We start from the raw sequence: 14907 nt of genomic DNA, 5'->3' as shown, positions 1-14907 counted from the left end.
TCAGAGCAATCACATCTGCCCACCGGCCTATGCGTAGGGGTGCGGAAGCATGGCATCAGCGACCGCGCCATATGCCTGGAAACGCGGGTGGTTCAGTGGCGGGGCGCTCGGCAGGCACAGGCTCATCGTGTCTGGTGACCAGACCCGGGGTACGTAGAAGCCGAGCCTGCGCGCTTCTGGCGTCGTGCAGTCGGCGAACACAAGCTCTGCGCCAAGGCGCTTGTAGCCGGCGATGACCGCGTCGATCTCAGAGCGCACGTCCGATGCTCCATCAGCAGGCAGATCGCTGGCGTCGACAAACTGGTCTTTGGGGAACTTTCGATCGAGGACCGCGGCGCCGTCTGGTCGCGCGTAGTGGGCGACATTGGCGTCGAGGTCGAACATCTGCGTCGTGTCAGTGGTGCGCGCGCCCACGGCACCGTCGACAAGCTCGGGAGATATCCGCAGCATTTTCGACAGCTGGACTCCCGCTGCTGACTCGAGAAACGCCTTGTAGAGGGAGTCTTCGAGACTTGAGGCGATGCCGAGCCCGAGGTTGTGCCCCCGTCCCGACCCAGGGCGGCCGCGCATCACGCACGCAGTGACGTGAACGTTGAAGCCGGGCAGTTCGAGATAATGGAAGGTGGGCGTGACCTGCGAGCCAGCGAGGTGCCGGTCAAGCAGGGCCTTGAGCGCCGTGGTGCGACGACCGAAACGCACTTGTGGAGCAATACGGTCGGTGTACCAGTGACCCATCGCGGCATCGCCGTGGATCAACTCGTAGAGCGCCGACCGGACGGCGAGTTCGGGTGAGGTGTGGGCTGCGCTCCCGGTCGTGACAGCCGAGTTCAGCCACGGCTCGCCCTCCCGTTTGCGGAGCTGGTATCCAATGTAGAGCAACTGCGCTGGCGCCCACCTTGTCTCGCCGGTGATGAGCGAACGAGTGGGGGTCCACGTGATCGGGGAATCCGATTCGAGCGGCGAGTATGCGAACGTGTCCTGTGCATACTGTTCGTCGCGGAACGGGCGCGCAAAAGGGCCGACAAGGGCGGACCTGCCTGCCTCGGTCATCGAGGCCTGCGTCTCGAAGACGCTTTCATAGTCGGCTGTGAGGGGTCTGACGACCTGGGCGTAGCGTTCGACGGTCTCGCCAACACTGCGGATCAGGGCTTCCTCGGTGTAGATGCCGCATCCACCGATGTGATAGGTCAGACCGCTCTTGCGTCCAAGGAGGTGTTCAACGCCGGTTAGCTGTGCGCCGGAGACAATGATGCGTGGTTCGTCGCGACCGCGCATCATGAAGCCCAGGGTGCGGCTGAGCCCGGTCAGCGGGCTGATGATCCGTCGGGCCAGCCGGTCGAAGTCGGGATTGAGGCGAGGGTGATGGTCCGTTGAGGACAGGCGCATGCTCGGTGAGGGTGTCATTCTGCGATCTCCTCCAGCGTCCGTGTCCCGAAGTACAGCTCGAAGTCATCGCGTTCTGCCACCGGCATGCCGACGGTGCTGTCGGGCAGGGGCAGGATCTCGTGAACAGCGAACTCGGAGGTCGGGGCGAAGAATGAGTAGGCGTGTGACAGGGTTCCTGCTGTGCCTGTGGTCACCCACGACACGGCTTCCGGCAGGAGGTGGGCGGCGAGGAGCTGGGCGAGCACCGGCTGCACTTCGAACGCCTTGTCCTGGTTGACGCGGCCTTGCGCGAGGGCCTTCTTATAGGACTGGTACGAGGCGCTTTCACGCAGGTTCATCAGCATGCGCGTCTCATAGGCATCCCAGGAAGGGGTGCGCTTCGACACGGTAGTCGGGCCCACGAGAACGAACGGGCCGTCGACCACACCGTAGAGCCACGGCACCCCGAGATGGTCCATGACACGGTCCACGATTCGGGTCTTCACCGGATCGGCCACTGCCTCGGCATAGATGACAAAGCTCCCGCGCAACTCCTCGAACCGTTGTATTTGGCGATAGAACTCCAGACCGTCCTCCAGCCACGCTGAGTCAGCGTGAGTCAGTGATGCCAGGGGATGGTCCTCATCGGCGAGTGCGATCTCCAGGTCGGGCACTGTCTGTGCCAAGCCCGTCTGCAGAGGGCCGGTAACCTCGGCCGGGCCCACGATGACCACGGGTTCGAGACATTCACGAAGAGAGGAACGTCGACCTTGGACCAGGTCGACGTACTGGTCGAGATAGTTGTCGGCCTCAGCGGAGACGATCTCCTTCTCTTCGAGATATTCTACTACCGCTCGGATGTCTTCGTTTGTTTGTCCCGTGCTCTTTGCGATCTCACCAATGGTGTGCTTACCGTCGAGTAATTCGATGGTGGAGACGAGCTTGCCTGACTCCGAGTCGTCGGTCAGTGTAGTGGAGGTCGGGTTCCAGACCCCCTGTCGGAACTCCACCCGGTTGACATCATGAACGACCACCGAGTAGCGGTTCTTGACGCCATAAAAACTGTTCTCTTGCGTGCTCACGAAGTTCTCCTCCCAACAATGACGGAATGAATATAGGTTTCAAAAAGCCCGTCGATGCCGAGAAGGTCATGCACCTCATCGTCACACAGGCTTCCGCACTCCACGGCTCCCAACTCGAGTGCGGATGCGGCCAATCCCATGGACGCGGCAACGTGTCCGGCTTCGACAAACAGGAACCGCAGCCCCCGGGCTCCGTACTTCCGCATCGACCGCCACGGGCGACCAGCAAGAATGAAGACGGCTGAGGCGCGCGATAGGTGATCCTGGTCGGGTGGGGAGATGCAGGTGTCAACGATGCGTGCCGCATCGCCAGCATTAGGCGTGCGTATCAGTGCATGACGTCGCTTGTCGTACCGGTGAACGACCGGGGCCAGGCCCTCGACCCGTAGGGGCAGTACGTACGCGTCGATCGGTCTGAGGCCCCCGCCGTTGGCCGCCGCATAGAGAGGGAACTGGACTTGGCCGCCGTCGCTGAGTTCTACGCGGGCCCGTCCGGTTTCAGCGATGCTGTGCCCGATGATGTCGGTGAGCTGCTGGAGGGACATCTCTTCTGATGCGAAGGAGCGGCGGCTGCGTCGTCCCGCGACAGCGCTACCGAGAGTCGTGTCTATGGCCTGTGGAGACGGAAGAGGAACCACATCGTCGGGATGAGCATCTTCCTGGCCGATGAGTGAGACTGTTCGCAGGCCGTCATCGTTGAAGTAGGGGCGTGTGGAAATCTGTACTCTCACGTCGCCTCGCACCATTCGGGAAGCGAGTAGGTACTGTTCCGCGATTCGGCTACTCGGCCCCTGCCCCAGGGTTCGATGTGTCAACTCAGATGAGCGTAGTCCGGTTGACTGAATGGACGGCTGCCAAGTCTTGTAGCCGTTGTTGATGTCGAGATGCCTCAGCTCAGATGACGACAGGCGAGGGCCGTTGTCTGCCTCCGCGGAGTCTTGTGCTGCGTGGCTCGTTGTCTCACGAGTGAATCTGTCCGGCATATGTCCTCCTCTAAGTTCTCTGCCAGCCTTCGGCGACACATGTGCCGGGGCATCGGCCTCTGGGAGCGAGTACCGCCCCCAGAGGCCGACTCCGTTGGCGCGCCCGCACGGGTGCGAGCGTGTCAACGGTGGCGTCGACTCACTCGTCGTCGACGGTGACGACCGCGGCGGTCGTGGTGCCAGTGGTGCCCGCAGGGACCACCATCTGCACGCCGGCGTCGTCGTTGTGCGCGAGCGTCCGCTGCTCGGCGATTTCGGTGCTGGTGAGACGCATGACTCAACCTCCTTGATCTGCACTCCTCCGGACGCTGTTCGCCCGGAAAGTCGGAGCTGCGATTTCTCGCATTCTCACCGTAGGTACGTGGCAAGGCACAGTTGTAGTCCGGGAATGCACGGACGGGGCTATGGTTGACAATGATACGGGTTGGCCTGTATGTATGCGGCATGGGGACTGTTGCCGACGCGAGCACGAAGCTCTCGAACCCGCGAGCTGCTGTGCGGTGGAGCGAAGAGCGTTCACCGAGCCTGAGCTGTGGTGCGCAAGGGTCTACGTCAATCTGCGGCTCCGGATCGCGAACGCAGGACCAACGCACGATCTTCTCTTGGGGAACCCTCGGATAGCGGCACTGGAAGGGCCGATTGTGACGAAGCGTTTTCATCGTGCAGCAGCCTCTAAGAGAGTTTCTGAGGTCAAGGGTCTCGTTAACCTAGAGCCATTTTGCGATGCTCTTACAGAGTGCATGAGGCGAAACGAGGGCGAGGAATTTGACTGGCCCCGTATTTGCGCGGTGGTTGACTGCATGCGAGAACGCGTCGGCTTGGGTCTCAAACTGGTGGACGAAATTGGTGGACTCTCAGATGATGCCGTCGCAGTGGCGGTCGCCGCGAGCATCTCAGGCAGTCCGTTTCGACTGACTGCGTTGCTTCCACTCCTCACGTTCTCTGAAAAACGCGGACGTCAAGCACTCGACGTGCCTCACCTAATATGCCCGCGAAACAGTTCCGGTGACTCACATAAATATGCCCGCGAAACGGAATCATATATTTCATGGGAAGTGGGCTATCAATGCGAGCCAAACACGAGATAACCAGGAAGTTCGCGCGGCAATACTCGGCCGCAGAAAAAGGCACCAAGAGCAAACTACTCGACGAGGTGTGCGCGATCACGGGCTGGTCCAGAGATAACGCACGCAGACAGTTGAAGCTCGCATTGCAGCCGCGCCGGGTCAACGCGAAGAAACGCAAGCCACGCGCGCTGAAGTACACCGATACGGCGATCGCGGTGTTGCATCGGGTGTGGGCGTTCGCGGGTGGAATCAGCGGGAAGTACCTCGCCGCCACGATGGAACTGCAGCTGATGCTCCTCGAAACACACGGGGAGTTAGTCCCCGGCAAGGGCGGCTACTCCGACGGAGTGCGTGACGAGTTGCTGGCGATGAGCCCCGCCACGATCGACCGCTATCTCGCACCCGCCCGCGCGAAGGACCCGCTGCGCGGCATCACCACGACCACACCAGGACCTTTGCTACGCAACTCGATCACCGTCCGGAAAGCTGGGGACGAGATCGAAGCCGTGCCCGGGTTTTTCGAGGGCGACACCGTCGCTCACTGCGGGCCTGTGCTCAAGGGCGAGTTCGCGAGGACCCTGGACATGACAGACATGCACACCGGGTGGACCTACACCCGGTCGATCAGAAACAACGCGCACCTACACCTGCGTGACGCGCTCGACCGGTTTATCGCCGACACCCCGTTCGAGGTCACCGGGGTGGACTTTGATAACGGGAGCGAATTCATCAACTACGACGTCATCGGGTGGGCCGCCGAACTCGACATCTACTTCACCAGATCACGCCCCTACAAGAAGAATGATCAGGCCACGGTCGAGTCCAAGAACAACCAGATCGTACGCAGGTATGGCTTCTACTGGCGGTACGACACTCCCGCACAGTTGCGGCTTCTGGGCGAGCTCTGGCCGCTGGTAAACGACCGGCATAACTTCCTCACCCCGACGAAGAAACCCATCGGCTGGGACACCGACGGCAAAGGCCGACGCAGACGTGTCTATGACACGCTTGCGACCCCGTTCGACCGGCTCTTACGTTCCGGTGTCCTCACCAGCGAGAGAACTGCAGAGCTCACCGCGTACCGGGACAGTTTGAATCCCGCGCATATCGCCCGTGAGATCGACCGGATCCAGCAGCGCCTCACCTGGCTCGCCGCCGACAAGACCCGCAAACTCGAAGCCGCCGAACTTGCGAAGCAGCCCGACCCGACCGCCGGGGTCAAACCCGCCCGAACAAGGAAGAAACAAGCCAGCTAAACTCAGGGATTACGCGGGCATTCCTTCGTGAGTCACCGGGGCTGTTTCGCGGGCATATTTAAATGAGTCCCCTCGGCACTCGCCGAACTCGAAGAACTTAAAGTTATTGTTGCCCTCGAGGATCACTATCGAGCTTTTGTCTCCCTCGGCCTAGAACCGAATTCCCTTGACGGCCGTCAAGCTGGGGCGCATGCTGCGCCGAGCCCACGAGAACAAGAGGTTGCCCGTCTCGTCGCTCAGGGTCTAACTAATTATCAGATTGGGGTGCGACTTGGGCTAAGCGAGCGCACGGTCGAGACATACATTCGACGCCTCTTCAGAAAGCTCAATGTGAGTTCACGATCCCAGGTCGTGGCTTGGCAGATGTGCCAGGAAAACGTTCGCCTCCCGCTCATGGCTAACGACCCCGTTGAGCACACTTCAACGTAAGTTCCTCTGCTCAGAGAAGCGGCGCGGTCGAGTCCAAATTCCTTTTCTGGTGCAGTGTCAAGGCTGGCCTTCCGCTCTTGGGGGTCCCTATGTTCTTGTCAAGCAGCGAGGGGCATTGGTGAGGGGTCTGGGGCCGGCGCGGGAGCCCGGTAGGGCTCTCGGTTCTTGATCATCGCGAACAGGACGTCGCACCGGCGTCTCGAGAGGCAGATGAGGGCGGCGTTGTGCTTCTTGCCCTGGGCGCGTTTGCGGTCGTAGTAGGCCCGGCTGATGGGGTCGGATCTGAGGGCTGCGAATGAGGACAGAAAGAGGGCTCGTTTGAGGTGTTTGTTTCCGGATCGTGCGGGGAACTCGCCGCGGATCGAGGTTCCGGAGCGTCGGGTGACTGGTGCTAGGCCGGCGTAGGCGGCCAGGTGGCCGGCGGTGGGGAACTGTGAGGCGTCGCCGACGTCGAGCAGGATCCGTGCTGCGGTCCTGACCCCGACGCCTGGCATCGAGGTCAGGACCTCGGCAAGAGGGTGAGCATCAACCACTTTCTCGACCTGGACCGCGAGCTCAGCGCGCTGGTCCAGGACCTGACGCAACGACGCGGCCAGCTTCGGCAGGACCTGTTCTGCCGAAGCCGTGCCAGCAACGACGACGGTCTGCTCGCCGAGAGCGGTGGTGATGGCGTCGGCGAAGGGTGGGGCGTTGCGGGGGTAGGCCTTGGTGATGATGCGCAGCAGCTTGGACTTCGATGCGGCTGCCATGCCTTGCGGGCCGCCGAGCTGCTCGATCACCGCCAAGCCCTGCTTGGTGGTCAACCTCGGTCCGACAACGCGTTCGAGTGCGGGATGGATCTGGGTGAGCAGGCCTCGGATGCGGTTCGACAACCGCGTCGCCTCGGCCGCAAGATCTTCGTCGAAGCCGACCAATACCTTGAGTTCGGCGAGGGTTTCCTCGCCAGCGTCGACGCGGCGCAGGGTGTGGGGCATCGTGCGGGCGGTGTCGGCGATGATGAACGCGTCACGGGCGTCGGTCTTCGCGTTGCCGGGGTAGAGGTCGGCTGCGCGTCGCATCGCCAACCCGGGCAGGTAGGCAACCGTGATGCCCATCGAGCGCGCGACCGCAATTGGCAGCGCGCCGATCGTGTTCGGTTGGTCCACGACCACCAGCACTCGTCCATGGGTTTGGATCTTGGTGAACAAGTCTTCGAGTTTGGCCTGGTCTTGCGGCAGAGGCTTGTCGAAGACCTTCTTGCCGGCAGTATCCAGCGCGCAGGCGTAGTGGGCTTGTTTGCCCACGTCCAACCCGCACCAGATGTCGAAGCCGATCTGTTCCATGATGACCACCATCCTTGCATCGAAGCGACGGTCGCCATGGTTGGTGATGCGTCAGCTGCCGGCACCCACGTTACGAAGAGACCTCATTGCTGGGCCGTGTCCCTATCAGCGGTCGGCTGGCGCCACCAGGCCCGGTGACAACACCCCCCCCGGATCATTCGTGCGACAGGGGCAGTAAGTCATGCCGGGCCCGGCGACCGTAACCCCGCCCTACGGGGTCACCAGCAAGGTAACGGGGCTGCCGATCCGTACCAGGTATGCATCCTGTCGCCTCCTTGGGGCCATGCAGCAACTCTGTTCGATCAACGTGTCCGGCCACCACACCACATGGGAGACTGCGTTGGTCACCGGCGTGTCCTCGGGAGAGATCGCCCGATAGATCGCAGTGTGCCGATAATTACCGATCTCTTCCTTGCAGACGCAGGCCTGGCGCTGCGCTGCGATGGTCATCGACGGCGTCTCCTCGACTTCACCTGCTGCGTCCGCGCACGGTGTGCAGGCGGTGAAGAACCGGTGGTCTTGAACAGGTCCACCCATGCCTCGACGGGCATGTCCTTCGGGAGTCCTGCAGCGGTCATGCCGTGGCGTGTCAGCCATGCCTGTGCGGTCTGTGGTGACCCGAGTGAGGTGGTGCGCGCGAGGATCTGGGCGAGCCCCCGGCCGGGGCCGGTGTAGACGCGGTGGACCAGGGCGTGGAACTGGCGTCGCCGTGTCGGGGACAGCAGCGGGTGTTCGCGGCGGTGGATGGTGAGGATTCCGCCGTCGACGCCCGGACGTGGGGTGAACGCGCGAGCGGGAACACGACTGTGCAGCGTGAACTCGAACCAAGGCGCCCATTGCGCCGTCATCATCGTGGCACCGCCGACGCCCGCTCTGCGCCGCGCGACTTCCCATTGCACGAGCACGATTGCATCGGTCCATGCGGGTGCGTGCAGGATGCGGCGCAGTATGGCCGTGGTCTGGTGAAACGGCAGGTTGCCGACGAGCACATGCGCGGATGTGGGGAGCCGGTAGGTCAGGAAGTCGTCGGTGACGACCTCCACGTGCGGTGGGAGTCGTTGGGTCAAGCGTCGGGCGAGCCTGGTGTCGATTTCGACGGCGGTCACCGGTCGTCCGAGCTTGGCCAGTGGTGTGGTGAGTGCTCCGTCACCGGGGCCGATCTCGATGATCGGGCCCTCGGTGGCAGCCACGAGCCGGGTGATCGTGGCGATGGTGGATGGGTCAGTCAGGAAGTTCTGGCCGTGCTCATGACGGCCACCTCGATAGGTAGGCACTGTTTGCTCCGTGGTTGTTGCGGAGCCGGGCACGCTGAAAGAGCCGCCCGGCCGTGATCACCGGGGGCGGGAGCAACAACGCGTGGGAGTGTGCTCGCCGCCGTTAGCGGCTGCGCAGACGCAGCGAAGCAGTGCCGTAGAACAACATGCCCACTAGCGTAGGCGACCCCACTGCCGGTAAGCGTCTCAATATCCCCTCTCTGCTCAAAGACGCGGAAATCCATATCGATGCTGGCAAGAACGAATCCCGAGCTACCCACGGTCGCAGAGCCTCGGCAACATCGAGACTCACTCCGTGAGAGACCTCGACAGAGACGCCACGCGTCTTGCAGATCGAGGTTGGGAGGGCGCCGGCTCACCTGTGTGACGAGCAGGTGAGGGGTGGTTTGGGTGACGGTGTCGATGCGGGTGATGTCGGCTGGTGACGGCTACAAGTACCTGCTGCGCACCGTAGCGGCTGGTGATGGTGACCGGTCGCTGTCCACTCCGCTGACGCGCTACTACGCCGAGGCCGGCACACCACCCGGACGCTGGCTCGGTTCCGGCGTGGCCGCTTTGGGGCATGGTGAACTTGCCCTTGGAGCGCAGGTGTCGGAGGCTCAGCTTCAGCTGCTGGTGGGGATGGGGCGGGACCCGATCACTGGTGTGCCGTTGGGGCGGGCGTATCCGGTGTACAGCTCGATGGCGGAGCGGGTCGCGGACCGCGTCGCGCAACTGGACCCGTCGCTGGGCCCGGTGGAGCGGGGGCGGGTCGTTGCGCAGATTGAGGCGGAGGAGGCTGCGCGGGGGTCGCGGCGTGCGGTGGCGGGGTTTGATTTCACGTTCAGTGTGCCGAAGTCGGCGTCGGTGTTGTGGGCGGTTGCGGACGCGGGGACGCAGGCGTTGATTGCGCAAGCCCATCATGAGGCGGTTGCGGCGGTGGTTGCGTTCATGGAGCGCGAGGTTGCAGCCACCCGCACGGGCGCAACTGCTGGGGATGGTGCGGTTGCACAGGTCGACGTCACGGGTTTGATCGCGACGGCGTTTGATCACTTCGATTCCCGCGCCGGGGACCCGCACTTGCATACGCATGTGGTGATCAGCAACAAGGCCCAAACCGTGTTGGATGGGAAGTGGCGGAGTCTGGATGGGCGTCCGATGCATGCCGCGGTCGTGGCGTTGTCCGAGTTGCACGAGGCCGTGTTCGCCGATCACATGACCCGCACCTTCGGCGTGAGCTGGGAGCCGCGGGAGATGGGCCGAGATCGGAACCCGTCCTGGGCGATCACCGACGTCCCCGAGGAACTGGTGGCGGAGTTCTCCACCCGGGCGCGGCAGATCGAGGTGGAGAAGGACCGGCTGGTGGCCGACTACGTGGCCACCCACGGACGGCAGCCATCGGATGCCACCGTGATCCGGTTGCGTGCGCAGGCCACGCTCGCGACGCGTCCGGAGAAGCAGGTCCGCTCGTTGGCGGAGCTGGCAGCCGAGTGGCGCACCCGCGCCAGTCAGCAGCTCGGCATGGATGCCACCGTGTGGGCGCGCACCGTCACCGGCGGGGAGCGGCAGTTGCTGTTGCGGGCTGATGATGTGCCGCTGGATCTGATCGGACAGGTGGGGCGGTCGGTGGTGGAGGTGGTGGGTGAGAAGCGTTCGACGTGGCGGCGTTGGAACCTGATGGCCGAAGCCGCCCGCCAGACGATGGGGTGGCGATTCGCCACCGTCGAGGACCGCGAAGCCATCACCGCCATGGTCGCCGACGCCGCCGAACAGGCGTCCCTGCGGCTGACTCCACCCGAGCTAGCGGTCAGTCCGGTGGAGTTCCGCCGCCCGGACGGCACCTCGGTGTTTCGTCCGAAGCACTCGACTGTGTTCTCCTCCGACACCCTCCTCGCCGCAGAAGACCGCCTCCTGCAACAGGCCCGCGCCACCACCGGCCCGAGCATCGACCTGACCACCGTCGAAACGATCACGAGCAAGCCCGACCACGAGGGTCGGATGCTCGGCCTGGACCAGGCCGCAGCCTTGGCCTCGGTCGCGGTGTCGGGCCGGGTGGTGGATGTGTTGGTGGGTCCGGCGGGGGCTGGCAAGACGACCGCGATGAATGCGCTGCGTCGGGCGTGGGAAGCCTCGCATGGTGCTGGGTCGGTGGTGGGGCTGGCGCCGTCGGCGGTGGCGGCGCAGGTGCTGGCCGACGATCTGGGGATCGCCACGGAGAACACGGCGAAGTGGTGGACCACCCACCAACACACCGGTTCCACGTTCCAGGCCGGGCAGCTCGTGATCATTGACGAAGCCTCCCTCGCCGGCACCCTCTCCTTGGATCGGATCACGCAGGCAGCGGAGGAGGCCGGGGCGAAGGTGCTGCTGGTCGGTGACTACGCACAGCTCCAGTCCGTCGATGCCGGCGGTGCGTTCAGCCTGTTGATCCACGACCGCCACGATGCCCCCGAACTGGTCGATGTCCACCGCTTCACCCACGCCTGGGAGAAGACCGCGTCCCTGGAGCTGCGGCACGGCCGCAGCCCGGTCATCGACACCTACCTCGACCACCATCGAATCCATGATGGTGACGCCGACGCCATGACCGATGCCGCCTACACCGCCTGGCGCCACGACCGCCAGGCGGGATTGGCGTCGGTGCTGATCGCCGAAACCCGCGAGAACGTAACCGCCCTCAACGTCCGCGCCCGCGCCGACCTCATCCTCGACGGCACGCTGAAGCCCGGCCCCGAAATCACCCTGTCCAACGGATCGGCAGCGGGCGTCGGTGACACGATCATCACCCGCCGCAACGACCGGCGGCTGCGGAACCGGCACGGCTGGGTCCGCAACGGCCAAACCTGGACCATCACCGCCGTCCGCGACGACGGGTCGATTACGATCCGCCCACCCGGGGCCCGGTTCGGCAACCGCATCGTCCTACCCGCCGACTACGTGGCCGAGCACGTCGACCTCGGCTACGCCGTCACCGCACACCGCGCCCAAGGCATCACCACCGACACCGCCCACGTCCTCGTCGAACCCACCACCACCAGGGAGAACCTGTACGTCGCCATGACCCGCGGACGCGAATCGAACCAGGCCTACGTCATCCTCGACCGACCCGACGACCACGCCACCGCGCACCCGGGCGACAACCCCGACGCCACCGCCCGCACGGTCCTCTACGGCGTGCTCCAACACAGCGGTGCTGAGCTGTCGGCGCACGAGACCATCACCGCCGAGCAGGAGCGGTGGGGCTCGATCGCCCAACTCGCCGCCGAATACGAAACCATCGCCGCCGCAGCCCAACACGACCGCTGGACCACCCTGGTCCGCGGCGCAGGGCTCACCGACGATCAAGCCCAAGCCGTCATCGACTCCGACGCCTTCGGCGCCCTGACCGCGGAACTGCGCCGGGCCGAAGCCAACCACCACAACGTCGACAACCTCCTGCCACGCCTCATCAAGGCGCGCGGGTTTGCCGACGCCGACGACATCGCCTCCGTCATCCACCACCGCCTCGCCAACGCCACCACCCGACCCGCCGGCTCCGGCCGCACACGACAGGCACCGCGCCTCATCGCCGGACTGATTCCCGAAGCCACCGGCCCCATGATCCCCGACATGCAGCAAGCCCTGACCGAGCGCCGCTACCTCATCGAAACCCGAGCAGAAGCCGTCCTCGACACCGCCCTCCACACCCACGAGCCATGGGTTACCGCACTCGGCCCGATACCCGCGATTGGGCGGGAGCGGCGGCAGTGGCGACGCCGCGCCTTGGTTGTCGCTGCTTACCGTGACCGGTACCAGATCACCGATCCGACACCGCTCGGCGCCCAGCCCGAAGGCACGGCGCAGAAGATCGACCGCGCCCGTGCGCGGGTTGCTGCGGAACGAGCACAGGCGCTCGTGCCTCCGCGCAGCTCCAGCACCGCTCCAAGATCCGTGGCTGTCAAGAGGAAGCCCGTAGGTCCGACCATGTGATCGGCTTCTCCGGCCGGGCGGCATGTCACGTGACCTGTTCTGTCCGCGGAGTCGAGCCGTACCCCGAGAACGCGGAGTCGGGCTCACTGGCGGTACCCGAGGCGACAAGAACGCGGAGCGAATTGACCCCGGGAGGTCCGAAGCTCCTGCTTTTACGAGCGTTCACATGGCTACGACACATGCGAGATTGACCGATTTGTGTGTGCAGCTAAAGTTTAGGGTAGTCTGGAGCCACCACCGAGAGGAGTCCCATGATCGGGCAGCACGAACGCCAGGACTGGCGCGGCGAGTTCACACGAGAGGAACTATCTGCAATCCGCCGGGAAGTTCCGCATGCGATCCAGAGGAGCCAGGAGCGTTCCGCCCGAGCCCACACGGAGTACGACGACCCTGATGGCGACCAAGACGTCTACGGCGCCGGCATGTCCCGTGGTGTGCAGAAGGAACTCCGTACTCTTCTCGCGAACTTCCCCTCCTATCGCGAGGTGCAGGTACCCAGGAGTCGCCGCACGCTGACTTTCCTCGGCGATGCACTGATCTTCCCACTTCGGGTGGGTAAGCAGATGCCTCGAAACCATCGCCGCATCAGACTCAACTATCTCTCGGAGTCGCGTCGCGAACTCTTGGCGCAGGCCAGCAACACCAAGTACGTCGATGCCGGACTGTTCGAGCTTGACGAGGCTCTCGGCGTCGAGCAGCCCGCCCGACTCGGCGATGCGCTCGCCGCCCTCAGCGAAGGTGACACGCGCGCAACACTGTTCGTGCCTTACTACAGCAGCTCGCCCCAGGGCGTCGGCACGATCTACTTCGCTCCGGCACAGCTGAACGGCCGCTACCTGGGGTTCACTGACCCCGAACGCCTCACTTATCAGGTGCCTGTTGCGGGTGAGGCGCCCGCAGCCGTGCTCGCGCCTGTTGGCAGCTTCGCGGAAGGTGATCGCCCCCGCACTACCGTGAAGCTTCGCCCTCGCCCGGTCGAGAAGGAAGGCAGTTAACGATGGGCGACCCCCGTAGTCAGTCCGCAGACGCGGCTGATGTTGCACGACTTTTCGACCCAGCCCGACTCACCCAAGCTCGACGCATCAACAAGATGTCCAAGGCAGAGCTCCACCGCAAAGTCGGCGTCTCCGCCGCCGCTATCGGACAATACGAACGCGGGGAGGTCCGCCCTCGCGCCGAAACTGTAGCCGCGCTGGCCGACGCCCTTCGCGTTCCGCCGGGATTCTTCACCCTTGGACGACCTCGCGCCCAGGTCGACATCGCCGAGGCTTCCTTCCGGCGTCTCCGCTCCACCAGCGTCGCTCAACAACAGCAGGCCACTGCTTACGTCGAGCAAGCCTGGGAACTGGCGTGCTACCTCGAAGAGAGCGTCGAGTTTCCGGAAGTCGACCTTCCGGAGTGGGCCAGCGTTGACTCCGCCGATGTTCCGGACCCCGTGACTGCGGCACAAGCCGTTCGGCGACACTGGTCCTTGGGGAGCGAACCCATCCGGCATCTTGTGTACCAGATCGAACAGCACGGAATCCTGACGGTCTTCTTCTCCATGAAGCAGGACGACAGCTTGGACGAGAAGAGCCGCATTGACGCGTTCTCGACCACGGCACTCCCTCGCCCGATGATCGTGCTCACACCTGACAAGGCGAACGACGTGATGCGGCACCGCTTTTCAGCAGCGCACGAACTGGGGCACATCGTGCTACATCACGGCCGACATGGGACCGACAGCCAGTTGGAACGTCAAGCAGACATGTTCGCCGCCGAGTTCCTAACCCCGCGCGACGTGATCGCCAACGAGCTACCGAGGCGGGTCAACTTCAACCGCTACGAACAAATCAGTCAGCGGTGGGGTGTCTCGGTGGCATCGCTGCTCTATCGATCCCGTGAACTTGATCTCCTCTCCGAGTCCACGGTTCGCCGAGGCTACATCACGCTGAACAGCCTTCCGCGACGGCCCATGCCTATTGGTGATTTCCCCGGAGAGCGTCCGGAGTTGCTGAAGTCAGCGATCGACCTTCTTGATGGCTCTGGGATCAGCCTCGCCAAGATCGCAGCCGACCTCCAGATGACCCCCCGTCACGTACGACGCCTGGCAGGCATTGACGATCCGCAGCCGAAATTGACTCTCGTGCCGAATCGGCCGAATGACCCGAACTCGGCACTCCCGCACGAGTTCATGTAGAA

Annotated in this window: 12 protein-coding genes; 5 read left to right on the top strand and 7 right to left on the bottom strand. The window is 64.0% G+C overall.

Translation table 11 applies throughout. From position 1 onward, the window contains the following. Nucleotides 1-27: 27 nt before the first annotated feature. The 4 genes from C8271_RS08515 to C8271_RS14310 all read right to left on the bottom strand — a co-directional run bounded on the left by C8271_RS08515 (nucleotide 28) and on the right by C8271_RS14310 (nucleotide 3704). Entirely contained in the window at nucleotides 28-1404 is a 1377-nt protein-coding gene (locus C8271_RS08515; RefSeq protein ID WP_083603250.1) for a YcaO-like family protein, read from the bottom strand. Next, nucleotides 1401-2447 (bottom strand): hypothetical protein, encoded by a 1047-nt coding sequence (locus C8271_RS08510; protein ID WP_106506939.1) that lies wholly within the window; start codon nucleotides 2445-2447, stop codon nucleotides 1401-1403. The genes C8271_RS08515 and C8271_RS08510 overlap by 4 nt, the downstream gene beginning before the upstream one ends. After that, entirely contained in the window at nucleotides 2444-3193 is a 750-nt protein-coding gene (locus C8271_RS13865; protein ID WP_255407898.1) for a SagB/ThcOx family dehydrogenase, read from the bottom strand. The genes C8271_RS08510 and C8271_RS13865 overlap by 4 nt, the downstream gene beginning before the upstream one ends. A 376-nt stretch (nucleotides 3194-3569) precedes the next feature. Next, on the bottom strand, nucleotides 3570-3704 hold the full coding sequence (locus C8271_RS14310) for a hypothetical protein (RefSeq protein WP_255407897.1): 135 nt from the start codon (nucleotides 3702-3704) through the stop codon (nucleotides 3570-3572). Nucleotides 3705-4496: 792 nt separating this feature from the next. Here C8271_RS14310 and C8271_RS08495 point away from each other — a divergent pair. Together C8271_RS08495 and C8271_RS14490 are read left to right on the top strand one after the other, a co-directional pair. Then, nucleotides 4497-5753 (top strand): integrase catalytic domain-containing protein, encoded by a 1257-nt coding sequence (locus C8271_RS08495; protein WP_014317774.1) that lies wholly within the window; start codon nucleotides 4497-4499, stop codon nucleotides 5751-5753. Nucleotides 5754-5858: 105 nt separating this feature from the next. Then, on the top strand, nucleotides 5859-6182 hold the full coding sequence (locus C8271_RS14490) for a response regulator transcription factor (RefSeq protein ID WP_106506935.1): 324 nt from the start codon (nucleotides 5859-5861) through the stop codon (nucleotides 6180-6182). A 98-nt stretch (nucleotides 6183-6280) separates the two neighbouring features. Here the strand turns inward: C8271_RS14490 and C8271_RS08485 are convergent, their stop codons facing one another. The 3 genes from C8271_RS08485 to erm form a co-directional block, all read right to left on the bottom strand. Then, complete coding sequence (locus C8271_RS08485; RefSeq protein ID WP_170957839.1) at nucleotides 6281-7516, bottom strand: IS110 family RNA-guided transposase; 1236 nt, start codon at nucleotides 7514-7516, stop codon at nucleotides 6281-6283. Nucleotides 7517-7714: 198 nt separating this feature from the next. Beyond that, nucleotides 7715-7954, bottom strand: coding sequence for a hypothetical protein (locus tag C8271_RS08480; protein WP_073717678.1), 240 nt, complete (start codon nucleotides 7952-7954; stop codon nucleotides 7715-7717). Then, nucleotides 7951-8778 (bottom strand): 23S ribosomal RNA methyltransferase Erm, encoded by an 828-nt coding sequence (erm, locus tag C8271_RS08475; RefSeq protein WP_106506934.1) that lies wholly within the window; start codon nucleotides 8776-8778, stop codon nucleotides 7951-7953. Before erm ends, C8271_RS08480 begins: the two co-directional genes overlap by 4 nt. Before the next feature lie 402 nt (nucleotides 8779-9180). Between erm and mobF the strand changes: the two genes are divergently transcribed. From mobF to C8271_RS08460, 3 genes are all read left to right on the top strand, one after another. After that, nucleotides 9181-12726 carry a MobF family relaxase gene (gene mobF / locus C8271_RS08470; protein ID WP_212591366.1) on the top strand — a complete coding sequence of 1182 codons (3546 nt, stop codon included), beginning with the start codon at nucleotides 9181-9183 and terminating at the stop codon, nucleotides 12724-12726. A gap of 251 nt (nucleotides 12727-12977) precedes the next feature. Next, nucleotides 12978-13721: a hypothetical protein gene (locus C8271_RS08465; protein ID WP_106506932.1), complete on the top strand. Its 744-nt coding sequence runs from the start codon at nucleotides 12978-12980 to the stop codon at nucleotides 13719-13721. 2 nt (nucleotides 13722-13723) lie between these two features. Further along, nucleotides 13724-14905 carry a helix-turn-helix domain-containing protein gene (locus C8271_RS08460; RefSeq protein ID WP_096883429.1) on the top strand — a complete coding sequence of 394 codons (1182 nt, stop codon included), beginning with the start codon at nucleotides 13724-13726 and terminating at the stop codon, nucleotides 14903-14905. The last annotated feature ends 2 nt before the right edge of the window (nucleotides 14906-14907 follow it).

This window comes from Brachybacterium timonense (assembly GCF_900258505.1).
Lineage (GTDB): Bacteria > Actinomycetota > Actinomycetes > Actinomycetales > Dermabacteraceae > Brachybacterium > Brachybacterium timonense.
This window is presented reverse-complemented; position numbering and strand designations above follow the sequence as displayed.